Here is a 26,855-nt window from a genome sequence, read left to right as displayed (position 1 = left end):
GCGTCGCCCGCCGCCGTCGGCCACGGTGTGGCTCACTGCGCCGCCGGGACGCTCCGGACGGGGGCGCCGCCGAGGCGTGAGGAGGTCCCGGGGTCCTGGCCGCCCTCCAGCAGCAGGACCACGAGCCCGGCCGCCAGCAGCAGGGCGAAGACGGCGGCGACCATCGCGAACACCATCGACTGCCGGGACACCCCCGGCGCCGGGCGCGGCGGCAGCGTGGGAGCCTGACGGAGGCCGCGTGGCGCCGGCCTCGGCGGGGTGCCCGGCCGGGCGCCGGGCGGCTGGGTGGGCGTGCGGGCCGGCGCGTGCGGAGGCGCGACGTGGCCCGGCCCGCCGTAGGCCATGCGCCCGTCCCCCGGATGCCCGTTCCCGGGGTGGGCGTTCCCCGGGTGGGGGTCTCCAGTCTGCGCGTTCCCTGGATGGGCGTCCATGGGCCGGGCGCTCCCGATGCGGCTGTTCCCGGTCTGCGCAATCCCGGTCTGCGCGTTCCCTGGGTGACCGCTCCCCGGGTGGGTGTTCCCGGGGTAGGGGTTTCCGGTCTGTGCGTTTCCGGGGTGGCTGCTCCCGTTCTGGCCGGTGCCCGGGCGGGCGTTCCCTGAGTGGGGGGTTCCGGGGGAGCCGTCGGGGGCGAGGGCGGACAGCGCGTCGCGCAGTCCGGCGGCGGTCCTGATCCGCTGGGCCGGATCGCTCGCCATGCCGTGGCGCAGGACGGCGGTGAGCGCGGCCGGCACGCCGGGGATGTCGGGGACAGGCAGCCGGTGCAGGGCCATGACGACCGCGATGTTCACCACGCCGTGCTCGGGGAACCGCGGCGGCCTGCCGTGCAGCAGGGCGTACAGCGTGGCGGCGAGCGAGTACACGTCTCCCGCGGCCGTCGGCTCCGTCAGGTCGAACGCCTCCGGAGGGGCGTACGCCGGGGTGAGCGACTCACGCGTCACCGACACCTCGCCCGGGACCGCCCCGCCCGCCCCCGGCATGGTGGCCAGTCCGAAGTCCGAGAGCGCGACCATGCCGTACGAGTTGACCAGGATGTTGGCGGGCTTGACGTCGCGGTGCAGCACGCCCAGGGCGTGGGCGGCGGCCAGCGCGTCGGCGATCCGGACGCCGATGTCGCGCACCTCCCGCGGGCCGAGCGGCCCGCCGTCGCGCAGCCGGTCGGCGAGCGACCCGTTCGGGCACAGCTCCAGGACCATGTACGGCCTGCCGTCGCCGAGCACCCCGGCGTCGTACACGTCGGCCACGTGCGGATGGCCCGACAACGCCCCGGCGGAGGTGACCTCCCGCATGAACCTGCGCCGGTCGCGGTCGGAGACGAGCACCCTGTTGTCGACCTTGAGTGCGACCTCCCGGCCCACCGCCAGCTGCCTGGCCCGGTACACGACGCCGAAGCCGCCCTGGCCCAGGATGCCGAGCATCTCGTAGCCCGGCACCAGCGGCCCGCCCGCCTCGCCCACCCGACACCTCCAGACCCGGCATCTCCAGACCCGCACCGCCGGACCCGGCCGGAGCCCGGCCATAGAGCCCGCGTGCGGCAGACTACCGGAGTGATCGCCCGCCGGTCCGCCTCGTGATCAGGACGCGGCCCGAGCGTGACCGGCCGCCCTATCCTGGTCCTCATGACGGGCGGCAGGGCGGGCGGCACAGGGGAGCGCGGCCGGAGTCCGGAGCGGCGCAGAGACCTGCTCGACGCGGCCGACCGCGTGATCCGCCGGGAGGGCCCGCAGGCGTCGATGGCCGCGATCGCGGCGGAGGCGGGCATCACCAAGCCGATCCTCTACCGTCACTTCGGCGACAAGAGCGGCCTCTACCAGGCGCTCGCGGAGCGCCACACCCGCGTCGTGCTCGACCTGCTGCGCCCGGAGTTCGCCTCGGCCGTGGCCGATCCCCGCGTACGGGCCAGGGCCACGGTCGACGCCTACCTGGAGACCATCTCGGCCAACCCCAACCTCTACCGGTTCCTCTTCCACCGGGCGAGCGCGGAGGACAGCCGCACCCACTCGCGGATGGCCGCCATCGTGCGCGGCGTCGGCGAGGAACTGGGCACGGTGCTCGCCGAGGCGGGAGTGGCCGGTCCGGAGCGGGCGCGGGTGCTCGGGCACGCGTTCGTCGGCATGGTCCAGGCGATCGGCGACTGGTGGCTGGAGAACCCCGGGCTCGACCGCGACACGGTCGTGGACGGCCTCGTCGACGTCATCGCCGGCGCGCTCAAGGCCTGATCTCACAGTAGGGGTCGCACCCCGGTTACGCATGTCGCCCATGCCGGGAAACATCAAGTACATCCGGTGGGGGTAATTTAGTTCCTCTAACTAACTGTTCCGCCGTGCGTGCGCGGGAACACGAGGAGGGGAACCAGTCCGTGGCCGTAGCGAACCAGTCCCGGGCGGGGGCGCCGCAGCAGCCGGCGTCGTCCTCGCGGTACAGGTGGATCGCGCTGTCCAACACCACCCTCGGCGTCCTGATGGTGACGATCAACCAGTCCATCGTCCTGATCGCCCTCCCGGACGTCTTCCGGGGCATCCACCTCAACCCGCTCGACCCCGGCAACACGGGTTACCTGCTGTGGATGATGATGGGCTTCATGGTCGTCACGGCCGTCCTGGTCGTGATGTTCGGCCGCCTGGGCGACATGTTCGGCCGGGTCCGCATGTACAACCTGGGTTTCGCGGTCTTCAGCCTGTGCTCGATCATGCTGTCGCTGACCTGGATGGACGGCGACGCCGGGGCCATGTGGCTCATCGGCTGGCGAATCGTGCAGGGCGTCGGCGGCGCGCTGCTGTTCGCCAACTCGACGGCGATCCTGACCGACGCCTTCCCCGTCCGCCAGCGCGGCACCGCGCTCGGCATCAACTCCATCGCCGCCATCGCGGGCTCCTTCCTCGGCCTGGTCGTCGGGGGTGTCCTCGCGCCGGTCAACTGGAAGGCGATCTTCCTGGTCTCCGTGCCGTTCGGGGTGTTCGGCACGGTCTGGGCGTACCTGAAACTGCGTGACAACGGGGTGCGGCGCCGGGCGCGGATGGACTGGTGGGGCAACGCGACCTTCGCCGTCGGCCTGATCTCGTTGCTGGTCGGCATCACCTACGGCATCCAGCCGTACGGGACCGGTGTGATGGGCTGGGGCAACCCGTGGGTGATCGCCGCGCTCGCCGGAGGCGTGCTGCTGCTCGCGCTGTTCGCCTGGATCGAGACCAGGGTGGCCGAGCCGCTGTTCCGGCTCACGCTGTTCCGGCAGCGCGCGTTCCTCGCGGGCAACATCGCCAGCCTGCTCACGGCGCTCGGACGCGGTGGCCTGCAGTTCATGCTGATCATCTGGCTGCAGGGCATCTGGCTGCCGCTGCACGGCTACAGCTTCGAGGAGACGCCCCTGTGGGCGGGCATCTACATGATCCCGCTGACCGTGGGCTTCCTGCTGTCGGCGCCGGTCTCCGGCTGGCTGTCGGACCGGTTCGGCCCGCGCATGTTCACCGTGGGCGGCGCGCTGGTGACGGCGGCGAGCTTCTACGCGCTGATGACCCTGCCGACCGACTTCGGCTACGGCGTGTTCGCGCTGCTGATCCTCATCAACGGGGTGGGCTCCGGCCTGTTCTCCTCGCCCAACCGGGCGGAGATCATGAACGCGGTCCCGGCGGAGTCGCGCGGCGTCGGCGCGGGCATGACCGCGACCTTCCAGAACTCCTCGATGGTGCTGTCGATCGGCGTCTTCTTCAGCCTGATGATCGCCGGTCTGGCGCAGTCGCTGCCGCACACGATGCACGACGAGCTCGTCGCCCAGGGCGTGCCGGCGGCGCAGGCCGAGGGCATCGCGCAGTTGCCGCCGATCGCCGTGCTGTTCGCGGCGTTCCTCGGCTACAACCCGTTCCGCGAGCTCCTCGGCGGTGTCCTGGACCGGCTGCCCGACGGCGGCGCCCACCTGACCGGCAAGGAGTTCTTCCCGCACCTCATCGCGGGCCCCTTCCACCAGGGCCTGGTCATCGCCTTCTGGTTCGCCGTGGCCGCGTGCCTGGTGGCCGCGCTGTCGTCGCTGCTGACCGGCCGCCTCGGCCGCGGCCACCACGCCGCCGCGCACGAGACGCTCGGCTCGGAGCTGGCCGCCGTCTCCGGCGAGGCCGGGCTGGCCGGCAACGAGCTGGTGGTCCCGGACGAGGAGTTCGACGCCCGCAGGGCGGCGGCCCCGGACGCGCGGGGGCCCCGGCCCTGACGCGCGTGCGGGGCCGCGCGCGGGGGCCGGGCGCCCCCGCGCCCGGCCCGTGCTTTCCCGCTCCGCCATCGGGGCGCGCCCCTCCGGCTCGCTCGTGGCATCCGCCGGGCGGATCCCGCCTCCGTGGAGATCACGGCGGCGGGGCGCCGAACGGTTCGAGCACCACGACGGGGATGCGGCGCCGGGTCATCTCCACATACCTGAGGTAGACGGGGTGGCGCCGGCTCATCATCCGCCACAGGCGGTCGTACTCCTCGCCGACGGCCTCGCTCGCGCGCACCTTGACCACGCTGAGCCCGCCGGGGCCGCCCACCTCCAGCTCGGCCACGGGATCGTCGCGGAGGTTGAGCCACCAGGCGGGAGTCGCGTCGTCGCCGCCGTTCGAGGCGATCACGACGAACCGGCGGCCGTCCCTGCCGTACCCGACCGGCCGCGTGCGGAGCAGGCCGGTTCGGCGGCCCCGGGTCGTGAGGAGCAGGACGGGGATGCCGCGCATCGTGGCGGGCCTGCGCCCGCCGGTCCGGCGGTAGGTGCGCACCTGCCAGTCGCAGATGCCCCGGATGACCCTGTTGAACAGGCGGGATCGCCTGGCCATCGCGCTCAGCTCCCGAAGACGAGCCGCTGGCGGCGCCGTTGGCCGGGGCGCACCAGGATCAGCAGCAGACTGAGGACCGGCCCGGCCAGCCGGCGAATGTGCGCCATCTCGTCCGGGGTCGCGTACCGGTCGGCCCAGGCGAGCTCGAAACGCGGGTCGCCGCCCCTGAGCGACTTCTCCATCGCCTTCCAGTCGGCCGCCGCGACGTACTTCTCGATGACCGGGAAGATCCTCCGCTCCTCCTCCTCGATGTGCTCGTCGATGAGGTCGGAGAGCGTCCGGAGCGCGGCCGCCAGCTCGGTGGCGCCCCCGGCGCCCCCGGTGCCGGCGAAGGCCCGCGCCGCCACGCGGACCCGTTCGAGCAGCGGGTCGAGCTCGGAGTGGTCGTCGGACAGGTCGGCGAGGTCCACGGCGGCGCCCGCCGACCGTTCGATGACCGGCCAGACGATCTCGTCCTCCCTGCTGTGGTGATGGTGGATCGCCGCGCAGACGTCCTCCGCGTAGCGGGCGAGGGCCGTGGCGCGGGCGGCGTCCGCCCGCCGGCGTCCCGCGTCGAGGTCCTCGGCCACGGTGCGGAGCCGGTGCAGGTCGCCGCGCATGGCGCGATGGATGATGCGGATCCCGGTGAGATCGGGGGTGTCCAAGGTGAGCCTCCGTGATATCCGAATCTGTCTCGGAACCACGGTGGCCCCGGCCGCTAAACGGTGGTTTGGCGGCCACTTGGCGGGTTCGGCCTCAGCGTGCCGAGCGCCCGCAGCGCCTCCTCGCGCCAGTGCGGCGACCCCAGTCGTTCCGCGACCTTGACGGCCGTGGCGTAGTGCTCGGCCGCCTCGGCGGGGTCGCCCAGGAACTCCGCCAGCCGCCCGAGCACGAGCCCGCAGGGGCCGAGTGTGATCGCCACGGTGTTCAGGCCGATCATCTCCTCCTGGAACGGGAGGAGAAGGCGGTGGCACTCCCCGGCCACCTCCCGGGCGCCGAGGGCGATCGCGGTGCCGGCGCGGAGCGCCACGTTGATCGTGTGATAGACCCAGCGGGTGGGCGGCCGGTCCACCGGCCAGGCGGCCCGGGCCTCCTCCAGGCGCCCGGCGGCCACCAGTGCGCTGACGTAGAACTCGTCGACCTCCCCGGGGATCTGGTCGCGGGCGGCGGCGAGCTCGGCCACCGACTCGTGCGCCCGGCCGCAGGCGAGGCGTACGGCGAAGCGGGCCAGGCTGCCGAAGACCGCGGCGTTGGCTCCCCCCGCCTCGCCCATCCGGTCGGACAGGACCGTGTAGGCCGACTCGGCCTGCTCGAACTCCCCCTTGACCAGCAGGCGGAGGGCGTCGAGGAACGCGATGGTGGCCAGGACCAGGCCCAGCTGGCCGCTGGTTGAGTACTCCACCGCCCGCCCGGTGTGCCACTCGGCCGTGGCCCAGTCGTTGCGCCCGAGCGCGACCATGCACAGCGCGTGGTGACCGACCGTCTGGTAGCCGAGCAGCCCGGCGCGGGCGGAGACCTCCAGCAACTCCTGCCCGAGCGGCTCCAGCTCGTCGCGGCGCCCCGGCACGAAGAGCGACCAGTAGCGAGCGCCGAGCGCCAGGCACAGCAGGCGGGGGTCGCCGATGCCGCGGGCGATCTCGACGGCCTCGGCGCTCGCCCTGTCGACCACCTCCTCGTCGTGGCCGCCCATCTCCTGCGCCAGGGCCGCGAGCAGCCGGCACCGCAGCTCGCCCGTCGCGGTGGGCAGGCAGGCGCGGATCACCTCCACGACGTCGACGTCGAGCACCGGGTCGTTCTGCCAGATCATGGGAGCGTCGAGCGCGGTCGCCGCGCGGGCGAGGGCCCCGAGGTCGCCGAGCCGCCTGGCCACCGCCAGGGCGCGTCCGCGGGTGGCCGTCGCCCGGATGACGTCGCCCGCGCTCGCCTGGGCGGAGACCAGGCGGCACAGCAGGTCGAGCCGGACGTCGTCCGCGGGCTCGGCCGCCCCGCCCCGGGCGAGGTCCAGGGCGTCGAGGGCGCCCTCCAGCAGGGTGGCGGCCTCCCTGTGGGCGTACACGGCGGACGCCTGCTCGGCCGCTCGGCGCGCGTACCGCGCCGCCTCGCGGGCGGTGGCCGCCGTGGCGGCGGCCAGCGCGTGGTACCCGAGCGCGCCGACGTCACCGGGGCGCAGCCGTTCCAGCGCGGCGAGGACCCTCGCGTGCAGCCGCGTACGGCGCAGCCGGGGGATGTCCTCGTACAGCGTCTCGCGGACGAGGACGTGCGTGAAGCGGACCGTGCCGGGACCCGGCTCGGTGAGCAGCCCGGCGAGCACCCCCGCCTCGAGGCCGTCGAGCACGGTCTCCTCGTCGGCGTCCTGGACGGCGACCAGCACGTCGACGTCCGCGTCCCGGCCCATCAGGGCGGCGTTGCGCAGGGCCGTGCGGGCCGTCGCGGGGAGGCGGGCGACCCGCCTGCGGATGAGGTCGCGTACCCCGGGCGGCAGCGACCGGGCCGCCGACGCCCCCTCGGTCGCGAGCAGCCGGGCGGTCTCGGCCACGAACAGCGGATTGCCGCCGGTCCGTTCGGCGACCGTGCGGGCGACGGCGGCGTCCACCTCCACACCCGAGCGGTCCGCCAGCAGCCGCCGGACGTCGTCCTCGCCGAGCCCCTGGAGGGTGACGTTCTCGGCCGTCCGCACGGCCAGGGCGGCCCGCGCCGCGACCAGGTCGTCGCCCGCCTCGGCGGGGCGGAGCGTCAGGACCACCAGGATCGGGGTCCGCGCCAGCCGGGCCGCCAGATGCCGCAGGATCTCCAGCGTCGCGTCGTCGGCGCGATGCACGTCCTCCAGCACGAGCAGCAGCGGCCCCGGCACGCTCTCCAGATAGTCGCCCACGGCCTGCGCCAGCCAGAACTGGCCGGGGCCGGAGGAGCCCTCCCGCAGCAGCGGAGCGAGCAGCGCCTCGACGCCGGGGGCCGGGGGATGCGCGGCGAACAGGCCGCGCAGGATCTCGCTCCAGGCCCACGCGGGCGGCACGCCGCCGAGCGTCTCGGGGCACCGGCCGACCGCGGTGCGCAGGCCCTCGTCGCCCGCGTGGCGGAGCAGGGCGTCGGCCAGCGTGCTCTTGCCCGCGCCGGGATCGCCGCCGAGCCAGGCCACCCGGAACCCGTGCGCGGCCTGTTCCGCGGCGGAGACCAGCCGGGCGAGCTCCGCCGTACGGCCGATCATCCGGGCGGGTGGTGGAGCGGCCGGGGCGGGCGGCGCGCCGGCCGCCGCGCGGGCGGGAACGACGACCGCGGCGGCGGCCCCTGACGCGCCGAGGGTGTCGCTGTGCGCGAGGATGTCGGCTTCGAGCGTCTTCAGGGCCGGGCCCGGGTCGACGCCCAGCTCCTCGGCGAGCAGGTTCCGGGTGCGGCGCAACGCCGCCAGCGCGTCGGCCTGCCGCCCCGAGCGGTAGTAGGCGAGGGCCAGCAGCCGCACCGCGTTCTCCCGCAACGGGTTGGCGACGACGTGGCGCTCCAGCTCGGGCGCGATCTCCGCGTGCCTGCCGAGCGCCAGCCCCGCCTCCGCGCGGTACTCCACCGCCGTGATCCTCAGCTCCTCCAGCCGCGACGCCTCGGGGACCGCCCAGTCCTGGTCGGCGAACTCGGCGAAGGCGGGCCCCTTCCACAGGGACAGGGCCTCGTCGGTCGCGCGCAGGGCCTCGCCGGGCTCGCCCCGGCCGAGCAGGTCCGCCGCCGCGTCGACCAGCGCCGGGAACCGCCACGCGTCGACGGCGCCGGCGTCGAGTTGCAGCAGGTAGCCGGGCGGGGCGGTCACCAGGACGCCCGCCGGGGTGCGCGGCGCCCGGCCCGGTTCGAGGAGCCGGCGGAGGTTGGAGACGTACACCTGCAACGCCCCCAGAGCCTTCGGCGGGGGCTGGCCCTGCCACAGGTCCTCGATGAACCGGTCCGTCGACACCACGTGCCCGCCGGCGCAGACCAGCCTCGCGATCACCGCTCGCTGGAGCGGCGGCCCCAGATCGACCGGACGTCCTTCGACCTCGGCCCGGAACCGGCCGAGCACCCATAAGCGCACCATCGTCAGGAGAGCATAGGACCGTTCCCACGCCCGGCCCAGTCTCCGGCGGTGCCGGGCCGGTCGGCCGTACACCCGTCAGCCGTACACCTGTCAGCCGTACACCTGTCAGCCGTACACCTGGGACATCCGGCGCTCGTAGGCGCGGCGCCAGGAGAGGCGGTAGAGGATCCGCATGACGGCCGGAGCGGTGGTGAGGATGTGGTCGCGATCGGCGGGCGTCGCCGTGTCGAGGAGCCAGGCGGCGAGCATCGGCAGGTCGCGGCCGTGGCTCTTGATGACCTTCTTGGCGGACGCCTCCCACCAGGCGGCGCTGACGTGCTCCCTGATCAGCGGGACGACCTCGGACTCCTCCAGGTCGAGGTGGGTGTTCAGGAGCCGGTCCAGCGCGCGCAGGTCGGTGGTGACCTCGCGGGCCGGCCGCCCGCCGGCCGACAGGCGTCCGATCACGGCGTCCATCTCCTGGTGGTCGGCCTCCAGCCGGTCGAGCACGGGCGCGGCCTCCGGGACCAGGCCGCGCAGGAGCGGCCAGATCGCCTCGTCCTCCTCAGTGTGGTGGTGGTGCAGGACGCGCAGCAGCAGCGCGAGGTGCTCGTCGGTGACCGCGCGGCGCCGCTCGTCGCGGGGGTCGCAGCGGTCGAGGGCGTCGGCCAGCCGGGCGAACTCGCGCCGCAGCCCGGAGTGGAAGAGGAGGAAGGCGACGAGGTCGGGGGCGGGCTCACCCGAGCGGCGCCGGGTCTGCGTGGGTGTTTCCGGTGTTGTCATGACCCCACCATGCGCGAGGCGCCTTTATAGCGACTCAACGCCCGCTTGTGGCCCGCTTTTCCGCGGTCACCCGGGTACGGCGTCGCGCTCGCTGGTGATCTTGGCGGCCCACCAGGTCAGTCCGGACGCCGCGCAGCGCTTCGCGGCGGTCTCCAGATGCGCCCGCGCGGTCTCCGGGCCGGCCGCCCGGCCGAGGTGGGCGAGCCGCCCCAGGAAGTAGCCGACCGGCCCGGCGCAGAACGTCCCCGCCCCGAGGGCGATCCTGTCCTCGTACGGCAGGAGCCTGCGGTAGGTGTGCGCGCACGCACCGTGGTCGCCCGCCGTGATCTGGGCCTCACCCTGCAGGCACAGGCTCGTCAGTTCGCCGAAGTCGCGCGGCACCGGGCGCCAGCCCTGCTCGCGGGCCGCCAGGGCCGGCCCGCGGTCGCCCCGCCAGTCGCCGATGAGCACGCCGGCGATCTGCCGATGCGCGGGGAAGGGAGAGTGCCGTTCCAGCAGTTCCTCGGCACCGTCGAGGTCCCGCATCATGAGGTGCCGGGTCAACAGCGCCGTGGAGAGCGCGGTGGCGGTGTGCCACAGGTTGAGCCGTTCACCGGCCTCTGCCGCCGTGGCGTACGCGTTCGCCGCGCCCTCGAAGTCGCCGTCGAGCAGACGCCGGGTGCCGGTCCAGATGAGGTGCTGGAACCGGGGCCAGGGGAGATCGAGCCGCTCCACCAGCACGCCCGCCCGCTCGGCGGCCCGGTCGGCGCCCGCCACGTCGAACAGCTCCAACCGGGTCCGCTCCCTGATCATGTGGCCGAGCAGCTCGAACCCGGGCAGGCCGAGCCGGGTGAGCTCCTCGCCGATCGCGTCGAGCTCCGGCATGTGCTCGGGGAGCTGGACGCCCAGATAGCGGGCGTTCAGCGTGACGGCGAGCAGTCCCGGGCCGGCCTTCCCCGAGGCGGTGAGACGGCGGGCCATCGCCAGCGCCTCGGCCGTGGCGGTGTCGCAGCGGGGGTCGGCCGAGCCGTCGTAACGTTCCATTCCCAGACAGCCGAGCAGACGGCAGCGCAGCTCTGAGTCCTCGTCCGGCAGCGCGGCGAGGGCCTCCTCGATCCGCCGCACGGTGTGCAACTCGACGTCGCCGTAGGTGTAGAACTTCCACAGTCCGGGAGCGTCCAGGCTGGTCAGCGCCCGTGCGGTGAGGAGCGGGCCGCCCGACCTGTCGGCCGCGAGCACCGCCTCCGCCCGGGTCTGCCGGGCTGCGAAGCCGTCACCGGCGGCGAGCTGCGCCCGCACCAGCTCCAGCAGCAGTTCGACGTGCTCGCGCGGGTCGGCGCCGGGAAGCGTCCCGTGTGCCTCGACCGCCCGGCGCCACCACTGCGCCGCGTCCTCGTGGGCGTACCGGCCGGCGGCCTGCCGCGCCGTGGCCGACGCCCAGCGCACCGCGTCCGCCGCGGCCTCCGGACCCGCCGCCAGCGCGTGCCGGGCCAGCAGCGCGAGATCCGACCCCGGCCGCCGTTCCAGCGCCCGCAGCGCGGCCAGGTGCAGAGCGGCCCGGCCGCGGAGCGGGATGTCGGCGTAGACCGTCTCCCTGACCAGGTCGTGGGTGAACCGCAGGTCCTCGCCGAGGATGCGCATGGCGGTCGCGGCGTCGAGCGCCTCGTCGGCCTCCGTCCCGGCGCTCATCCCGGCGACCTCGGCGAGCAGCGACCGGTCCGCGCCCGCGCCGAGCACCGCCGCGGCGTCGACGGCGGGACGGAACGGGGCGGGCAGGTTCAGCAGGCGGCGGCGCAGCACGTCGGCCAGCCCCTCGGGCACTCCGGTGAGCGCCCGTTCGAGGCCCTGGTCCTCGGCCAGGCGGAGGGTCTCGCGGACGAACAGCGGGTTGCCCCGGGTGCGCTCGGCGAGCGCCGCGACGCTCGCCGGGTCGCGCAGGCCCGACAGCTCCGCCACGGCGGCGGGGTCGAGCCCCGCCAGCGGGAGGCGGAGGGCGTCGTGCCGCCCGAGGAGGCCGAGCGTGTCGTGCACGGCGGGGGAGCCCTCCCCGGAGCGCACGGTGACCACGATCGCGATCGCGCCGCGCAGCAGCGGCGCGAGGTCCGACAGCAGGCCCAGTGAGGCCGCGTCGGCCCACTGGAGGTCCTCGATCACGACGAGGAGCGGGCGGCCGGCGGCGACGGTCTCCAGGTACGCCGCCGTGGCCTGGTGCAGCAGGAACCGGGCCTCGCCCGCCTCGGCGGGGGGACCGTCCGGCCCGGCGGAGCCGCCCGCAGGGCCGCCGGGGGAGCCGCCGAGCAGCACCCGCAGGGAGGCGGCCCACGCCGCCGGCGGCGGCACCCGCTCGCCGAGGTCCCGGACGACCTGCTGCCAGGGCCACAGGGCGGGGGCGCCCGAGGTCTCGTGGCACCGGCCCCAGGCGACCTGCCAGCCGTCGGCGGCCAGCCGCTCCGCGAACGCCTCCGCGAGCCACGTCTTGCCGATTCCCGCCTCGCCTGAGACCACCGCGAGTGCCGGTCCCCGGGTCACCCCCCGGGCCACGTCGTGCGCCAGGCCGGTCAGCCGGTCGAGCTGGCTCGCCCGGCCGACATGCCGCCGCTCCGGCGAAGACCCCTCCGCGTGCCCGCCGCCGGGGACTGATTCGGCCCGTACGGCGGCGGGTCGTACCAGAGTCCGGGTAGGGATCGCGGCCCGGTCCAGGGCGGGGTCCTGGGTGAGGATCGCCTCCTCCAGCCGCCGCAGCGCGGGGCCGGGATCGAGGCCGAGTTCCCCGGCCAGCCGGGCGCGGGCGGAACGCAGCGCCTCCAGCGCGTCCGCCTGCCGTCCGAGCGCGTAGAGCGTACGGGCGAGCAGCTCCCACAGCCCCTCCCGGAGGGGATGCTCGGCCACCAGGGCCTCCAGCTCGCCCACCACGTGCGGGTCGCCGACCCGCCCTCCCAGCAGCCGCTCCCGGGTCACCAGGCGGGCCTCGGCCAGCCGCTCGATCTCCGGCCGGAGCCAGGGAACGTCGCCGAACTCCTCGTACGGCGTGCCGCGCCAGAGGGCGAGCGCGCGTTCGGGCTCGCCGGCCCTGGCCAGCCGCAGGAACTCCTCGGCGTCCACCTCGTGCGGGCCGAGGGCGTACCCGGGCGGGCGGCTGATCAGGACCGACGACGGGGTGCGGGGCGCGCGCCCCGGTTCGAGCACCCGGCGCAGGACGGAGACGTAACTGTGCAGGGTGCTCAGGGCGCGCGGCGGAGGGGCGCCGTCGTACAGGTCGTCGAGGATCGCGTCCACCGACACCGTGGCGCCCCCGGCGATCAGCAGGCGCGCCATCAGCAGCCGGGGCCGCGGCCCGCCGAGGTCGACGGGAACGCCGTCGACGTACGCCTCGACCGGGCCGAGCACCCGAAACATGACTGGCATGCCGGGATTGTGCCACGATCACCGCGTCCTGATCGTGGCGTCCCGGTGGCCCCGCGGGTCCTGCCCGGACTGCCGGAGCCGGTCGCGCGCCGGTGCCGGCCCACTGGACCACCAGGCCGCCGTTGCCGGGGGTTCCGCACGCCCCGGCAACGGCCTGCCGGTCGGGTTCTAGTTGTTGGCCACCAGTCGCCACCGGTTGTCGGCGGTTCCGTTGTCGGAGTCCTGGACGGCCTGGGCGCCGTTGGCGGTGGAGTTGTTCTGGATGGCGAGCAGCTTGCCGCTGTTCACGTTGCGGATCTTGTAGGTTCCGTCGCCGTTGTCGACCAGAGTCCACCGGTGGTCGGCGGTGCCGTTGTCGGACCACTGCAGGACGCGGGCGCCGTCAGTGGTGGACATGTTCTCCACGCCCAGCACCTTGCCGCTGTTGACGTTGCGGAACCGCACGGCGTTGCCGTCGGTCACCATCACCCAGTTGTGGTCCGCGGTGCCGTTGTCGGTCCACTGCAGCGCGAGACCGCCGTCCGCCGTGGACATGTTCTGGATGCCGAGGACCAGGCCGCTGGCCGCGTTGACCAGCCGGTAGCTTCCCGTCCCGCCGTTGCCCTGCCCGCTGGTGTTCCAGTAGACCGTGTAGTTGTAGCCGTGCGCGTCGTAGAACGGGCCCAGGTTGACCGTCGAGCCGTTGGCCGTCGCGGTGAAGGCGAGCGCCGTGGTGCTGGTCCGGGTGATCGACCCGGTGTTCAGCGAGGGCAGCGCCGTCAGCGAGGTGTTGCCGTAGTTGCCGGACAGCACGACAGGACCGTACGTGACCGCCGCGACGTTCGAGTTGTCGTTGGCGGCCTTCATGACCACGCGCATGGGCAGGCGCACCGTGACGGTGTCGCCGGACGTCCACGACCGGGTGACGACGGCGTAGGTGCCGGGCGTGGTGTCCACGCTCTGCTGCGTGCCGTTCACGCTGATCGTGGCGCCCGACGTCCAGGCGGGGATGCGGATCCGCATCGACCACGAGCCGCTCATGCTACCGGTGACCTGCAGCGTCGTGGTGTCGCTCGCGGGGTACGACGTCGTCTGGGTGACCGTGATGCCGCGCTGGGTCCAGTTCAGCGTCGACGGCATGAACATGTTCACCGTCAGCGTGGTGCCGTTGTAGAAGTAGATGGAGTCCATCAGCCTCGTGTTGACCTCCACCCCCGTCCCCTGGCAGCACCAGAACGAGTTGTAGTCGGTGCTCCACGTGCCGCCGCCCCACGCCGGGCCCACCCCGCGGCGGCCGCCCGGCTTGAGCGGGGTGAAGTAGGTGACGTGCCCGTGGCTGTCGCCCGGGTTCTGCGCGCCGATGACGTGGTTGAGCAGCGCCTGCTCGTAGAAGTCCGCGTACGCGACCCGGTCGGGGTTGAGCAGCCACAGTTCGCGGGTCAGGTTGAGCATGTTGACGCTGTTGCAGTGCTCGCAGGTGTCGTTGGTGAGATAACCGGCGATCGCGTTGGGCGCCCGGAAGTGCTCGGCCTGGCTGTTGCCGCCGATCGCGTAGGTGTGCGCGCCGACGGTGATGTTCCAGGCGTTCACGGCGATGTCGCGGTAGCGGGTCGTGCCGGTGGCCTTGTACTCCCGGGCCGCGCCGATCCACTTGGGCACCTGGGTGTTGGCGTGCAAGCCGTTCAGCTGGTCCTGGTTCGAGGCCAGGGGGTTGAACACGGCGGCGTGGTCGAACCGCTGCGCGACGGTGAGCCACCGCGCGTCGCCCGTCTGCTGGTAGATGTCGGTCAGCACCGCGTTCATGCCGCCGAACTCGGTGCCCAGCATGTTCTGCATCTGGCTGCTGCTCAGCCTGCTCGTCCGCCAGTCGACCCAGCCGGCGAACGCCAGCAGCACGTCGCGCGCCTGGGTGCTGCCGATGAGGCGCCACACGTCGAGCAGCCCGGTCAGCGTCTTGTGGACGCAGTAGTACGGGACGTTGCCGTTGCTCAGCGTGCGGGCTTCCAGGGCGGTGAAGTCCGACTCGGGGAAGCCGGACAGGTATCCGGTGTTGAACCCGGCGGCGCCGTTGTTCGCCTGGCACTTGGCCAGTTCGGCGACCATGGTGGTGGCCTTGTCCCGGCAGGTGGTGTCGCCGAGCACGGCGTACGCCTGGGCCCACGCGGTGAGGAAGTGGCCCTGCACATGGGTGCGGAACGGGAACGACGGGGCGTCCCACCCGCCGTTCGAGGCGGCGCCGTTGGTAGACAGCCTGTGGTTGGCCCGGAAGTTGTACAGCAGCCGGTTGACGTCGACGTACTTGAGATAGGAGAGCGTGCGGTTCTGGTTGTCCAGCCAGCGGCTCGTCGTCAGCCGCACCTGGCCCAGCTCGAAGGGGTACGCCGAGACGCCGATGTCGGGCCGGGCCGGCGCGACCGCGGCGGCGGCCGCCGAGGCGCCGGCGACCCCGCCGGCGGTGGACGCGACTACGGCGACACCGGCCGCCTGCAGCAGTTGCCGGCGGCTGAGCGACGGGGACGGCATGAGGCCTCCTGGAGGTCACGAGAGGGGCGGCCGGCGATTCTCGGTGAGCGACGACATCCACCGCCGCGAATCGATCACAAGGGTCTGCGGAGGAGGGTGTTAGCGCTAACACAAAGGCCCGGACAGCCCCTCTGTCGGGTTCTGGTGGTGGTGGCTGGGAGCCAACATGACGCCGTGAGGATCTGTCAATCCCGGGACCAGGCGCGGACGGGTGTGGAGCGCCTGCCGGGCGTCTCCGCCTCGTCGCGGCGGGGCGGCGCTGAAAGTTTCACGGTTTGGCCCGGGCCCGGTGGGCAACCCTTTTCCCAACCGGGTACGGCCCGGCCGACGTCGAGATGTCCTGCCGGGCGCCCCGGCCCCGTCCTCGCCGGGCGGCCCTGAAAGTTTCACGGGTGACCGTTCAGCGGGCAATCCTTTTCCGGGCTCGGACGGTCCGGGCGGCCCGGCCGCTGATTGTGCCGGCCGAAACGAATCGCGGCCGGCATTTCCCCGCGTGCTTTTCACCGGCATTTCGGCGGCGTGATTTCCCGTTCCTCGCCGGGCACCTGCGGAATTTCCCGGCCGGGCGCGGGCCGCCTTGGAACGGCCGCGTCTCCGGCTGATCGGGCCGCAAACCGTCTTACGGCGGCTGAACGGCGTCTTACCGGCAGATGTCGCGTTCCCGGTTCATCGGCCGGATTTCCGCCACGACTTCGGCGACATTGTAAGACCGGTCACGGCGGCACACACTCCAGGCAACAATTCCTCTCCCAATCTCTGGAGCCGCAGTGGACCGAGCCGTAATCCGAATTCCCGGACGCGGAAAAACGACGTTCCGGCGTTTCGCGTCGATCGTGCTCGCGGCGCTCGCCGTGGTGTTCCTCAGCGTGCCGCACGCCGGCGCCGCCACGCTGCCGACGCCGAAGGGCCTGACCGCCTACCTCGACCTCGAGTGCTACCGGACCAGCGCCTACCAGCCGCCGGGCGTCCAGCTCACGGTGCGGCACCTCAATCCCGTGCTCATGAACCTGCCGGTCGAGACCGTCACCCTGGGCCAGCGTGAGCAACTGTGCGTGCCGGTCGCGAAGAACACGCAGGAGCCGCCGTCCCCCGCGATCGACTTCATCAAGTACATCGACCTGTCCTGCTACAAGATCTCCGGCATCACGGTGAACACGGGCCTCGTGCTCAGCCACCTCAATCCGCTGTTCCAGAATCTGCCGCGCACGCAGATCTCCATGAACACGCCGCAGCAGTTGTGCGTGCCGGTCGTGAAGAACAACGTGATCCCGCCCGCCGACGTGCTGCAGCTCGTCCGTTACATCGACCTCAAGTGCTACGGGATCACCCCCAACACCGCGCTGAACCAGACGGTGTCCCTGCGTCAGCTCAATCCCGTCCTCACGTCGCAGATTCCCACGCACAAAGCGCAGATCCTCTACGCCCGGCAGCTGTGCGTCCCCGTGCAGAAGGCCGGTGACAGCATCCCGAGCGCGGTGCTCGACATCGTGCGGTGGATCGACCTGGAGAAGTTCGACGCGATCACCCCGGCGCTGCCCACCTCGGTCTCGCTGAGTCTGCGGCACATCGACCCCGTCCTCGCCGGTCTCCCGGCCGAGCAGGCCACTCTCCTCGGTGCCGACCAGGTGGCCCTGCCGGTCGCCAAGAACGGCAACCTCCCACCCGGCTGATCCCCCGGCCCGGAGCCCCTCCGCACGCCCCGGCGGAGGGGCTCCGGTGCTCACAGCAGACCGGGCACGGCGCGGCGCAGGTGGGCGAGGCTCTCGGCCGCGGCCTCCCGGGCCCGCGCGACCGGCCCCGTGAGCACTCCGTCGTGCTTGACGAGCACGCCGTCGCACACCACCGTACGGACCAGCCCGGGGTGCGCGGCGAGCACGACGGAGGCGAGGGGGTCGAGCACCGGAGCCATGGCGGGGGTGCCGGTGTCGACCACCACGAGGTCGGCCCGCCTGCCGGGGGTGAGGCTGCCGGTGACCGCCCCGAGACCGGCCACCGCCGCGCCGTCGGCGGTGGCCATTCGCAGCAGGCGTCCCGCGGTCAGCGGTGCGCCGTCCTCGGTGAAGCGGTGGTGGGCCAGCGCGGCCCGCATCTGCGTGAACATGTCCCCCGAGGTGGCGATCTCGGTGTCGGCGCCGAGGCCCGTGACGACGCCCGCCCGCAGGAGGCGGCCGGTGGCGGGCGAGCCGAGCCCGGACATGGTCGTCTCGATGAACGGCGCCACGCTCGCGGTGGCGCCCGCGTCGGCGGCGAGCTTCATCTCGTCGTCGCCGACGGCGCTCGCGTGGACCAGGGTGACCGTCTCGTCGAGCAGGCCCTCCTCGTCCAGGCGCTCGACGCTGCCCGCCCTGCCGACGTGCATGGTGACCCGCAGGCCGAGCTCCCGCGCGAGCAGCAGGTCGCGCCTGGTGGCGGTGGGGGCCGACATCTCGGGCCCGCGCGCCGCCAGGGCCATCGTCACGCGGGCGGCGTCGTCGTGGAGCACGTCCCTGATCCGGCGCACGTCGGCGGGCAGCTCCGCGTCGCTGTGCTCGCCCACCCAGCTCAGCGCCTCCGTCTGCGGCCAGCCGTACGCGAACACGCCCCGGATCCCGCTGTCGCGCAGTGCGGCGACGGCGGCGTCGCCGTGCTCGGGGGTGTTCTGGATGTGGGACCAGTCGACCAGGGTGGTGATCCCGGACTCCAGCGCGCCGAGCGCGCCGATCAGGGTGCCCGCGTAGACGTCCTCGGGCCGGAAGTTCGGGCCGAGCCCGAGGAACGCCGCGCCGAGGTAGTCGGTCAGGCTCCAGTCCAGGCCGATGTGGCGCAGCGCCGACTGCCAGGTGTGACGGTGGGTGTCGATCAGCCCCGGCAGCACGACGCAGCCGGTGGCGTCCACGACGCGGGCCCGCGGGGAGATCTCCGCGGCGGGCCCGATCGAGACGATCACGCCGTCCCGGACGACGACGTCGGCGGGCCCGTCCGGCACGGCCGGGTCCATGCTGAGCACGTGCCCGCCGGTGACCACCAGGTCGGTGTTGAGAGGCATCCTCGTCTCCTTGCTGTTCGCGGTGATGCCTCTTTGTCCCACCGCGTGCTTGTGGCCGGCTTCACGCGGGCGAGCCGCCGCGTCAAGCCGGCCACAAGTCGTACGCGGACGGTCAGGACGCGGGCGCGGTGGTCTCCAGTTCGTGGACGCGCGGGTCGCCCTTGTCGGCGAAGTAGTCCTCCGGCCGGGTCCCGTCGGGGCCGTCGGCGCTCCTGAGCGCGCGGGCCACGAGGGTCCCGAGCACGGCGACGACCAGGTTGACGATCAGCGCGAGGAGCCCGGCGTAGACCGTGATCTTCGTGTCGAACCCGAGCTTCTCCAGCGGGAAGGCCGAGCCGCCGAAGTGCTCGTGCTTGGTGGCGGGGTTGGCGATGTTGTAGAGCAGCAGCATCCCGGCCGTCATGCCCGCGGCCAATCCGGCGATCAGGCCGCCGCGGTGGAACCACCGGGTGTAGAGGCCGAGACCCACCGACGGCAGCGTCTGCAGGATGATCACGCTGCCGATCAGCTGGAGGTCGATGGAGAACTGGGGGTCGATGCCCAGGATGACCAGCACCGCGCCGACCTTCACGACCAACGACGCGATCTTGCTGACCCTGGCCTCCTGGGCCGGGGTGGCGTCCCGGTTGAGGTACTCACGGTAGATGTTGCGGGCGAACAGGTTGGCCGCCGCGATCGACATGATGGCGGCGGGCACGAGTGCGCCGATGCCGATGGCCGCGAACGCCACCCCCGCGAACCAGTCGGGGAAGAGCTTGTCGAACAGCTGCGGCGTGATCGTGTTGCCGTCCTTGCCGATCGGCGTGACCCCGGCCGCGATCGCCATGTAGCCGAGCAGCGCGATCAGGCCGAGCAGCAGGCTGTAGGCCGGCAGGGCCGACATGTTCCGCTTGATCACGTTCCGGTCGCGCGTGGCGAGGATCCCGGTGACGCTGTGGGGATAGAGGAACAGCGCCAGCGCCGAGCCGAGCGCCAGCGTGACGTACTGAAGCTGGTTGTTCGCGTTGAGAGTGATGCCGTCGCCGGGCGCGGGGGTCGCGTCGAACTTCGCCTTGGCGGCGTCGAAGATCGACGCCCAGCCGCCGAGCTTGGCCGGGATGTAGACGATCGCGACCAGGATCACCAGGTAGATCAGCGAGTCCTTGACGAACGCGATCAGCGCGGGGGCCCGCAGCCCGGACTGGTAGGTGTAGGCCGCGAGGATCGCGAACGCGATGATCAGCGGCAGGTCGCCGGTCACGCCCATCGTCTTCAGCACCGCCTCGATGCCGATGAGCTGCAGCGCGATGTACGGCATCGTCGCGACGATGCCGGTGATCGCGACCAGCAGGGCCAGCGTGGGGGAGCCGAAGCGGAGCCGGACGAAGTCGGCCGGGGTGACCAGGTTGTGCACGTGCGAGACCGACCACAGCCGCACCAGCACGAGCATGACCATGGGATAGACGACCACGGTGTACGGCACGGCGTAGAACCCCATGGCGCCCGCGCCGAAGATCAGGGCGGGCACGGCCACGAACGTGTAGGCCGTGTAGAGGTCGCCGCCGACCAGGAACCAGGTGATCCAGCCGCCGAAGCCGCGCCCGCCGAGGCCCCACTCGTTCAGGTTGGCGAGGTCGCCCGGGCGGCGCCAGCGGGCGGCCACGAAACCCAGGCCGCTGACGAGCAGGAACAGCAGCGCGAAGATGACGATCTCGGTGGTCTTCACCGGTTCCTCCTCCTCGTCGCGCGGTAGACGAGGGTGGTCGTGGTGACGCCGAGCACGATGAAGGCGAGTTGCAGCCAGTAGAACAGCGGAATCCCGAACAGGCGCGGTTCCACGGCGTTGAACAGGGGCGGGAGGAGCGGGATCGCGATGGGGAGCGGCAACAGCCAGTTCAGCGGGCTGCGGTCGTCGCTGCGGCCATCGCTGCGATCAGGAGTCGTCAAGACGTTCTCCAATCGGACACGGACCAGGCGTGCCCGGCAGATCCGCGCGACGGCCGGTCACGGGATCAGCGGGACGGTTACTCGGCCGCAGATTAGGGACGCGGGGGTAACAGGAGGATCACCGATCGGTGAACGGTCGTGTCGGCGCGCCCAGCGACAACCGGTCAAGCGCGTCGTCAGGCGGTCAGGCGGGGGCGACGGCGGGGAGGATCACCGCGGAGGGATGGGCGGGATCGTGCAGCACCTCCTGGTCGGAGGCGACCATCGGGCTGCCCGCCGTGAGAGGCGCCCCGGTGCCGGGGTTGCGGGCGATGCGCGGATAGGCCCCGCTCGCCACCTGCACCCGGATCCGGTGCCCGCGGCGGAACCGGTGGCCCATCGGCCACAGGTCGATCTCCACCCGCCGCACGCCGTCCTCGTCGGCGCGGTCGGCGGGGGTCAGGCGGCGCACCCCCTCGCAGACGTTCATCGACGCGCCGCCGGGATGGACGTCGCACACCCGCACGACGAAGTCCGTGTGCTCCCTGCCGGTGCGGACGAACAGCTCGGCGCGCACCGGGCCGATCATCTCGGTGTCCCGGCCGAGCGGGGCGGAGGTGTAGACGAGCACGTCCCGCCGGGCCTCCAGCCGCCGGTTGTCCCTGGGCTCGGAGTTGCCGATCAGCACCGGGCCGCCGATCACCGGCGTGGGGTGCGCCGGGTCGTAGCGGTAGCGGTCCGGCTCGCCGCCCGCCGGGTTCGCGGTGGACAGGGCGGAACCCGGCTGCAGGTGCCAGCGCTCGGGCCGCATGCCCGGCGGCGGCCAGTCCGGCTCGTCCCGCCACTCGCCGGCGCCGGTGACGAACAGCCGGACGGGGGACAGGCGCAGCCCCGACGGGTCTCCGAGCAGGTGGGCGCGGAACCAGGCGAGGGCGTCGGCGTTGGCCGCCCGGCCGTGCCGGATGTCGGCGTGGTACCACGGCCCGATCGTCAGGTGCGGCCGCCGCCCGGCCGCCCGCAGCGCGGCGTAGTCCTTGAGCTGCCAGGGCAGGAACACGTCGTACCAGCCGCCGGTCATCGTGATCTCCGCGCCGACCTGGCCAACCGACGCCGAGAAGTCCCTCTTCTCCCAGTAGGCGCAGAGGGCCTCGCCGTGATGGGCGAGCAGGTCGCGGAAGAACGGCAGCGGGCGGCCCGCCGACAGCAGGTCGAGCTCCGGCAGCGAGTGGCCCGCCAGGCCCGACAGGACGGCCCGCCGTGTGCGCCGGGGCGCGATGAGCGCGGCCGCGCCTCCCAGCCTGCCCTCCAGGTGGGCGGTGAGGGTCGTCCAGATCAGGGTGGACTCCAGGGCGAACGACCCCCCGACGTACGCCGCGTCGCGGAAGCACGAGGCGGTCACCTGGACGGACATCGCCCGCAGGTCCGGCGTCTCGGCGGCGATGGCCCACTGGGTGTACCCGAGGTAGGAGGGCCCGTGCATGGCGAACGAGCCGCCGTACCACGACTGCGCCCGCATCCACTCGACCGTCGCCAGCCCGTCGGCCTGCTCGTGGACGAGGGGGTCGAGCACCCCGCCGGAGCCGAAGCCGCCCCGGCAACTCTGCAGCAGGACCTGGAAGCCGTGCCGGGCGAAGGTCCAGCCGTACATCCAGCCGACCACCCCGGCCCGCCCGTACGGCGTGCGGATCAGGATCGTCGGCGGCCGGGCGGCGCCCACCGGGGCGTAGTGGTCGGCCAGGAGGGTCACGCCGTCCGGCATCGGCACGGGCACGTCGCGGCGGACCCGGATCCGCAGGCCGGGCGGCCCGTACGGACCTCCGGGAGCGCGACGGCCCACCGGTATCCGCACCGGCACCCGGACCATGCCGACCTCCCTTCCCGGCGGAGCCGAGAGCGGGTTTCCTGCTCAGTAACAGAATATCTATCCGGTGGTCGTGCTTCCAGCCATGTCGCGTTGCATGATCGCGGTCCTCGCCGCTACGCTTTTCCCATGCGAACTCCTGCACCCTCCCAGTGGTGGCGCCGCTAGCTGGCGGCGTTTTCGCATTCTTCGCATCGAGGAGACCGGCCGCCCCGTGAGTGGCGGCCTTCTGTATGTCCGCCCCGGGGGCATACGTAAAAAGGGGCGTGGACAGTGGAGATCAGCGGATATACCACCGCGGGCGGCATCGCGGTCGAGCGGGCCGTGCGCGAGGTGCCCGAGGAGGCGCTGGAGGAGATCGTCACGTCGCTCGCCGAGCGGCGCGGCGGAGCCTTCTCCTCCGGCATGGACTACCCCGGGCGCTACAGCCGATGGGCCTTCGGCTACGTCGACCCCTGCCTGGAGATCGTCGCGCGGGGGCGCCGGATCTCCGCGCGGGCGCTCAACGAGCGCGGCCAGGTCGTGCTGCCCGTCGTCGCCTCCTGCCTGCTGGCGGCGGGCAAGCCGGTGTCGGAGCCGACGCCCGGCTTCGTCGAGGTGCACGTCGCCGAGTCCGAGGACCTGTTCCCGGAGGAGATGCGCAGCCGCCGGCCCACCGTCTTCACCGCCATCCGCGAGGTCATCGCCGCCTTCCGCGGCGACGACCCGCACCTCGGCCTGTACGGCGCCTTCGGCTACGACCTCGCGTTCCAGTTCGAGCCGATCCGCTACCGCCTGACCCGCCCCGGCGACCAGCGCGACCTGGTGCTCCACCTCCCGGACCGGCTCGTCGTGATCGACCGGGTCCGCGAGACCAGCACGGAGTACCGCTACGAGTTCACGGTGGACGGCGCCTCCACCCACGGCATGGAGCGCTCCGGCGAGACGACGCCCCTCGTCACGCCCGGCGCGGTCCCGCCCGACCCGGTCAGGGGCACCTACTCCCGGGTCGTCGCCGAGGCCAAGGAGAAGTTCCAGCGCGGCGACCTGTTCGAGGTCGTCCCCGGCCAGGTCTTCCACTCGGTCTGCACCGACCCCGCCGCCTTCTACCGCTCCCTGCGCGCCGCCAACCCCGCGCCGTACGAGTTCCTGCTGAACCTCGGCGACGGTGAGCACCTCGTCGGCGCCTCGCCCGAGATGTACGTGCGGGTGACCGGCGACCGGATCGAGACCTGCCCGATCTCCGGCACCATCGCCCGCGGGGCCGACCCCGTCGAGGACGCCGAGGCGATCCGCACCCTCCTGTCCAGCGTGAAGGAGGAGTCGGAGCTGACCATGTGCACGGACGTGGACCGCAACGACAAGTCGCGCATCTGCGTCCCCGGCAGCGTCCGGGTGATCGGCCGGCGGCAGATCGAGATGTACTCCCGGCTGATCCACACCGTCGACCACATCGAGGGCCGCCTGCGCCCCGAGTTCGACGCGCTCGACGCGTTCCTCACCCACATGTGGGCGGTCACCGTCACCGGCGCCCCCAAGACGTGGGCCATGCAGTTCATCGAGGACCACGAGGAGACCACCCGGCGCTGGTACGGCGGCGCCGTCGGCTTCATCGGCTTCGACGGCTCGATGAACACCGGCCTGACCCTGCGCACCGCGCAGATCCGCGACGGCGTGGCCACCGTGCGCGCCGGGGCCACGCTGCTCTACGACTCCGACCCCGAGGCCGAGGAGCGGGAGACCGAGCTCAAGGCCAGCGCCCTGCTCGGAGCGCTCGCCGCGGCCACCCGCCCGAGGGAGGAGGCCCCGGCGGCGCCCCCCGCGGACCTGCCGGGGGAGGGCCACCGGGTGCTGCTCGTCGACCACGAGGACTCCTTCGTCAACACCCTCGCCGACTACTTCCGGCAGCAGGGCGCGTCGGTGGTCACGCTGCGGCACGGCTTCCCGATGGAGAAGCTCGACGAGATCGCGCCCACGCTCGTGGTGCTGTCACCCGGCCCCGGCTGGCCGTCCGACTTCGGCTGCGCCGCCCTGCTGGAGGCGCTGTACGCCCGGAGGCTGCCGGTCTTCGGGGTGTGCCTCGGCCTGCAGGCGATGGTCGAGCAGGCCGGCGGCACGCTGGAACTGCTGCCGTACCCGGAGCACGGCAAGCGCGGGCGCGTCCGGCGCGAGGGTGACAGCGCGCTGCTCGACGGACTGCCCGGCGAGTTCGTCGCGGCCCGCTACCACTCCCTGCACGCCAAGGAGCAGGGCGTCACCGGCTTCCGGGTCACGGCGTTCACGCCGGACGGCGCGGCGATGGCCGTCGAGGACACCGAGAACCTGCGCTTCGGCGTGCAGTTCCACCCGGAGTCGATCCTGACCACCGAGGGCCGCGCGGGGGCGAGGATCATCGCCAACGTGCTGCGTATCTGCGCCCGGTAGACGGCGGGTAAAGAGCCGTCCTTGCGCGGCGCCGGCGCGGCGGGGGAGCCGTAGAGTCCTCTGCCGTGCCGGAGACGCGACCCGATGCCCCGCCGCTTCCCGCGGACCCGTTGCCCGTGCCCGTCCCCGACGCGGTGCGCGCGGCCCTGCTCGCGCCGATGGTCGACCAGCACTGCCACGGGGTGCGGCGCGACGACCCGCCGCGTTCGGGGTTCGAGCAGCTGGTCGCCGAGGGCGGCGCGCCCGCGCCGCCCGGCACCACCCACTTCGACACCCCGGCGGGCGCGGCCATCAGGCGCTGGTGCGCGCCGGTCCTCGGGCTGGAACCGCACGCCTCGGCCGCGGTGTACCTGTCCCGCCGCGCCGAGCTCGGCGCCGCCGAGGTGAACCGGCGGCTGCTGCGCGGCTCCGGCGTCTCGGCCTTCCTGGTGGACGCCGGCCCGGAGTCGCCCGGCCTGCTCGGGCCCGCCGAGATGGGGCGGCTCGGCGGCGCCGTCGCCGACGAGATCGTCCGGCTGGAGGAGGTCGAGCGGGACGTCGCCGAGGCGGGCCTGCCCGCCGTCGGCTACGCGGGCGCGCTGCGGGACGAGCTCGCGGCCCGCGCGGCCCGCGCCGCCGGGCTGAAGACGGTCGCCGCGCACCGCCGCTGGCCCGGCTCCGACCTCTCCCGGCCCTCCCGCGGCAGCGTGATCGCCGCGGCCGGCCGCAGGCTCGCCGACCCCAAGGCCCGCCTCGCCGACCCGGTCCTCGTACGGCACCTGCTGTGGGCCGCCGCCGACGTGGCGAGGGAGCGGAGCCTGCCGATCCAGATCCACTGCGCCTTCTCGGAGGACGCTCACGGGGACGGCGCCTCCGGGGACGCCGCTTTCGGTGACGCGGATCCGGCGCGGCTCACGGGGTTCGTCCGCGCCCTCGCCCCGCTCGGGGTGCCGGTCGTGCTGGTGCACTGCTATCCCCACCACCGCCAGGCGGCGTACCTCGCGAGCGTCTTCCCGCACGTCTACGTGGACGCCGGGCTCGCCGTGGCGCTCACCGGGGCGGGTTCGGCCCACGTCCTGCGCGAACTGCTGGAGCTGGTGCCGTTCCACAAGCAGATGTACGGCTCCGGCTGCCACGGCGCCGCCGAGCTGTGCTATCTGGCCGCCCTCTATCACCGCCGCGGGCTGGCCCGGCTGCTGGCGGGCCGGATCGCCGAGGGAGAGTGGAGCGTCTCCGACGCGGCCCGGATCGCCCACATGATCGGCTCGGCCAACGCCCGCCGCGTCTACCGCCTCTGAACCGAATCTACAACGTAAAGGCGACGCCCTCGCGCTCCACCCCCGAGTCGCGATCGTGGGGCCTGAGCTGGTTTGCTTGGACCCGTCACAACCGGCACCGACTCAACGGGGATCTGAATGCGCAGCGTCGAGCCCGAGGTCTTCCTCGTCGCCAAGCCGTCCGTCGACTACGACGAGCTGGCCCGCTACCTGCGGGAGGTCGGCGGGGAGAGCTGGCTGGAGCGGCTGGAGCGCGGCGACTTCGACGCGCAGGACCTCGCCGAGTTCGCCGGGCGGCTGTGCTACCGCTCCTTCGAGCCGGGGCTCAACCCCAACGTGACGCGGGTCCGCGCTGACCAGGAGGCGTACCTGCGCAACATCCTGGCCAGCGCGCACGGCAGCGTCCTGGAGCACGCCAGCTTCAGCTTCGTGCTGCACAACGTCTCGCGCGTGATGACCCACGAGCTCGTGCGGCACCGGCCGGGGGTGGCGATCTCGCAGGAGTCGCTGCGGTTCGTCCGGCTGAACGACCTGCCGTTCTGGTTCCCCGAGTGGGCGCGCGAGGACGCCGAGCTGATGAAGCGGGCGACCGAGATGCTCGACCGGATGGAGGAGTTCCAGAACTGGATGTCCGCCCACTTCGGGCTGGACGCCGACGGCGTGCCGTTCTCGGAGAAGAAGCACCGCACCTCGTTCATGCGGCGCTTCGCCCCCGAGGGCGTCGCGACGGGCCTGGTCTGGACGGCCAACGTGCGCACCCTCCGCCACACCATCGAGTCCCGTACGGCCGCCGGGGCGGAGGAGGAGATCCGCCTCGTGTTCAACCGCATCGGGGAGATCATGCGGGCGGAGGCCCCGGCGCTGTTCGGCGACTACACGGTCGAGGACGGCGCCTGGATCCCCGGCTACCGCAAGGTCTGAGCAGCCGTCC

Annotated in this window: 17 protein-coding genes; 6 read left to right on the top strand and 11 right to left on the bottom strand. The window is 73.1% G+C overall.

Going from position 1 to position 26,855, the window contains the following annotated elements; all coding sequences use genetic code 11:
- Nucleotides 1–32: 32 nt before the first annotated feature.
- Nucleotides 33–1,454, bottom strand: a complete 1,422-nt coding sequence (locus HHX40_RS15200) for a serine/threonine-protein kinase (RefSeq protein ID WP_220499119.1) — start codon at nt 1,452–1,454, stop codon at nt 33–35.
- A 162-nt stretch (nt 1,455–1,616) separates the two neighbouring features.
- Here HHX40_RS15200 and HHX40_RS15195 point away from each other — a divergent pair, with 162 nt between their 5' ends.
- Both HHX40_RS15195 and HHX40_RS15190 read left to right on the top strand, forming a co-directional pair.
- Complete coding sequence (locus HHX40_RS15195; protein WP_182873491.1) at nt 1,617–2,216, top strand: TetR family transcriptional regulator; 600 nt, start codon at nt 1,617–1,619, stop codon at nt 2,214–2,216.
- 140 nt (nt 2,217–2,356) lie between these two features.
- Nucleotides 2,357–4,195 carry an MFS transporter gene (locus HHX40_RS15190; RefSeq protein WP_310738114.1) on the top strand — a complete coding sequence of 613 codons (1,839 nt, stop codon included), beginning with the start codon at nt 2,357–2,359 and terminating at the stop codon, nt 4,193–4,195.
- A gap of 130 nt (nt 4,196–4,325) precedes the next feature.
- Here HHX40_RS15190 and HHX40_RS15185 read toward each other — a convergent pair whose 3' ends face one another.
- The 6 genes from HHX40_RS15185 to HHX40_RS15160 all read right to left on the bottom strand — a co-directional run bounded on the left by HHX40_RS15185 (nt 4,326) and on the right by HHX40_RS15160 (nt 15,474).
- Nucleotides 4,326–4,790 (bottom strand): nitroreductase/quinone reductase family protein, encoded by a 465-nt coding sequence (locus tag HHX40_RS15185; RefSeq protein WP_182881087.1) that lies wholly within the window; start codon nt 4,788–4,790, stop codon nt 4,326–4,328.
- Nucleotides 4,791–4,795: 5 nt separating this feature from the next.
- A complete protein-coding gene (locus HHX40_RS15180; protein WP_259403596.1) occupies nt 4,796–5,434 on the bottom strand; it encodes a hemerythrin domain-containing protein in 639 nt (212 codons plus the stop codon).
- Between the two features lie 53 nt (nt 5,435–5,487).
- A complete protein-coding gene (locus HHX40_RS15175; protein WP_182881086.1) occupies nt 5,488–8,826 on the bottom strand; it encodes a BTAD domain-containing putative transcriptional regulator in 3,339 nt (1,112 codons plus the stop codon).
- A 105-nt stretch (nt 8,827–8,931) separates the two neighbouring features.
- Nucleotides 8,932–9,588: a hemerythrin domain-containing protein gene (locus tag HHX40_RS15170; RefSeq protein ID WP_182881085.1), complete on the bottom strand. Its 657-nt coding sequence runs from the start codon at nt 9,586–9,588 to the stop codon at nt 8,932–8,934.
- Nucleotides 9,589–9,654: 66 nt separating this feature from the next.
- A complete protein-coding gene (locus HHX40_RS15165; RefSeq protein WP_182881084.1) occupies nt 9,655–12,972 on the bottom strand; it encodes a BTAD domain-containing putative transcriptional regulator in 3,318 nt (1,105 codons plus the stop codon).
- Between the two features lie 168 nt (nt 12,973–13,140).
- Nucleotides 13,141–15,474 carry a beta-L-arabinofuranosidase domain-containing protein gene (locus HHX40_RS15160; RefSeq protein ID WP_182881083.1) on the bottom strand — a complete coding sequence of 778 codons (2,334 nt, stop codon included), beginning with the start codon at nt 15,472–15,474 and terminating at the stop codon, nt 13,141–13,143.
- A 767-nt stretch (nt 15,475–16,241) separates the two neighbouring features.
- Here HHX40_RS15160 and HHX40_RS15155 point away from each other — a divergent pair.
- On the top strand, nt 16,242–17,144 hold the full coding sequence (locus HHX40_RS15155; RefSeq protein ID WP_182881082.1) for a hypothetical protein: 903 nt from the start codon (nt 16,242–16,244) through the stop codon (nt 17,142–17,144).
- Nucleotides 17,145–17,194: 50 nt separating this feature from the next.
- On the opposite strand, the gene HHX40_RS15150 is transcribed toward HHX40_RS15155, so the two are convergent.
- The 4 genes from HHX40_RS15150 to HHX40_RS15135 form a co-directional block, all read right to left on the bottom strand.
- Entirely contained in the window at nt 17,195–18,499 is a 1,305-nt protein-coding gene (locus HHX40_RS15150) for an amidohydrolase family protein (protein WP_182881081.1), read from the bottom strand.
- Nucleotides 18,500–18,611: 112 nt separating this feature from the next.
- On the bottom strand, nt 18,612–20,204 hold the full coding sequence (mctP, locus tag HHX40_RS15145; protein WP_182881080.1) for a monocarboxylate uptake permease MctP: 1,593 nt from the start codon (nt 20,202–20,204) through the stop codon (nt 18,612–18,614).
- Nucleotides 20,201–20,425, bottom strand: coding sequence for a DUF3311 domain-containing protein (locus HHX40_RS15140; protein ID WP_208758952.1), 225 nt, complete (start codon nt 20,423–20,425; stop codon nt 20,201–20,203). Before HHX40_RS15140 ends, mctP begins: the two co-directional genes overlap by 4 nt.
- Nucleotides 20,426–20,609: 184 nt before the next feature.
- Entirely contained in the window at nt 20,610–22,268 is a 1,659-nt protein-coding gene (locus HHX40_RS15135) for a CocE/NonD family hydrolase (RefSeq protein ID WP_182881079.1), read from the bottom strand.
- 270 nt (nt 22,269–22,538) lie between these two features.
- Here HHX40_RS15135 and HHX40_RS15130 point away from each other — a divergent pair, with 270 nt between their 5' ends.
- From HHX40_RS15130 to thyX, 3 genes are all read left to right on the top strand, one after another.
- Entirely contained in the window at nt 22,539–24,668 is a 2,130-nt protein-coding gene (locus tag HHX40_RS15130; RefSeq protein ID WP_182881078.1) for an anthranilate synthase component I, read from the top strand.
- Nucleotides 24,669–24,733: 65 nt separating this feature from the next.
- Nucleotides 24,734–25,945 carry an amidohydrolase family protein gene (locus HHX40_RS15125; protein ID WP_310738113.1) on the top strand — a complete coding sequence of 404 codons (1,212 nt, stop codon included), beginning with the start codon at nt 24,734–24,736 and terminating at the stop codon, nt 25,943–25,945.
- A gap of 117 nt (nt 25,946–26,062) precedes the next feature.
- Nucleotides 26,063–26,845 (top strand): FAD-dependent thymidylate synthase, encoded by a 783-nt coding sequence (gene thyX / locus HHX40_RS15120; RefSeq protein WP_182881077.1) that lies wholly within the window; start codon nt 26,063–26,065, stop codon nt 26,843–26,845.
- Nucleotides 26,846–26,855 lie beyond the last annotated feature (10 nt).

The sequence above is a fragment of the Microbispora sp. H10949 genome, from assembly GCF_014161435.1.
GTDB lineage: Bacteria > Actinomycetota > Actinomycetes > Streptosporangiales > Streptosporangiaceae > Microbispora > Microbispora triticiradicis.
This window is presented reverse-complemented; position numbering and strand designations above follow the sequence as displayed.

Bases quoted from the DNA above. Each gene is read 5' to 3' on its own strand.
- HHX40_RS15195 (WP_182873491.1), top strand. From the start codon at position 1,617: ATGACGGGCGGCAGGGCGGGCGGCACAGGGGAGCGCGGCCGGAGTCCG.
- HHX40_RS15135 (WP_182881079.1), bottom strand. From the start codon at position 22,268: ATGGTCCGGGTGCCGGTGCGGATACCGGTGGGCCGTCGCGCTCCCGGA.
- HHX40_RS15160 (WP_182881083.1), bottom strand. From the start codon at position 15,474: ATGCCGTCCCCGTCGCTCAGCCGCCGGCAACTGCTGCAGGCGGCCGGT.
- thyX (WP_182881077.1), top strand. From the start codon at position 26,063: ATGCGCAGCGTCGAGCCCGAGGTCTTCCTCGTCGCCAAGCCGTCCGTC.
- HHX40_RS15185 (WP_182881087.1), bottom strand. From the start codon at position 4,790: ATGGCCAGGCGATCCCGCCTGTTCAACAGGGTCATCCGGGGCATCTGC.
- HHX40_RS15165 (WP_182881084.1), bottom strand. From the start codon at position 12,972: ATGCCAGTCATGTTTCGGGTGCTCGGCCCGGTCGAGGCGTACGTCGAC.
- HHX40_RS15150 (WP_182881081.1), bottom strand. From the start codon at position 18,499: ATGCCTCTCAACACCGACCTGGTGGTCACCGGCGGGCACGTGCTCAGC.
- HHX40_RS15175 (WP_182881086.1), bottom strand. From the start codon at position 8,826: ATGGTGCGCTTATGGGTGCTCGGCCGGTTCCGGGCCGAGGTCGAAGGA.
- HHX40_RS15170 (WP_182881085.1), bottom strand. From the start codon at position 9,588: ATGACAACACCGGAAACACCCACGCAGACCCGGCGCCGCTCGGGTGAG.